Below are 540 nucleotides of genomic sequence, written 5' to 3' on the forward strand. Positions count from 1 at the left end.
CCCTGCACCTGCCGCGCCGAGGACACGCCGGGGCGCAGTTCGGGTGTGCGATAGAACGCAGCGGTCTGGTGGGGGTTCTCGCCGTAACGCAACGCTTCGACGAGCTTGCCACCGACAGCACGGAAATCCGGTGCGGTGATCTTCAATTGATCCGCGAACCAGTTCGAGATCGCAGCGTCATAGGCCGCGGTGCGGGCATAGGCCTTGGCTGCCAGGCGGCGGCGCAGCGTCAGCGTGGTCGCGCCCTTGTTGGTCGCGAGTTCGTCGAGCACCGACTGATAATCGGAGGGCTCGACGACGACGGTGACGTCGTCATGGTTCTTGGAAGCCGCGCGGATCATGGCCGGGCCGCCGATGTCGATGTTCTCGATGCAATCCTCGTAGGATGCATTCTTCGCGACGGTCTCTTCGAACGGATAGAGGTTCACGACGAGCAGATCGATCTGCGAAATTCCGTGATCCTTCATCGCCTTGGCGTGTTCAGCATTGTCGCGGATCGCGAGCAGGCCGCCATGGACCTTCGGATGTAGCGTCTTGACC

1 pseudogene is annotated in these 540 nt (G+C 62.4%); it reads right to left on the reverse strand.

From position 1 onward, the window contains the following. A pseudogene (gene purH / locus AC1DU6_RS35505) lies at window positions 1-540 on the reverse strand (bifunctional phosphoribosylaminoimidazolecarboxamide formyltransferase/IMP cyclohydrolase); the annotation flags it as partial.

The sequence above is a fragment of the Roseateles sp. P5_B10 genome, assembly GCF_056400485.1.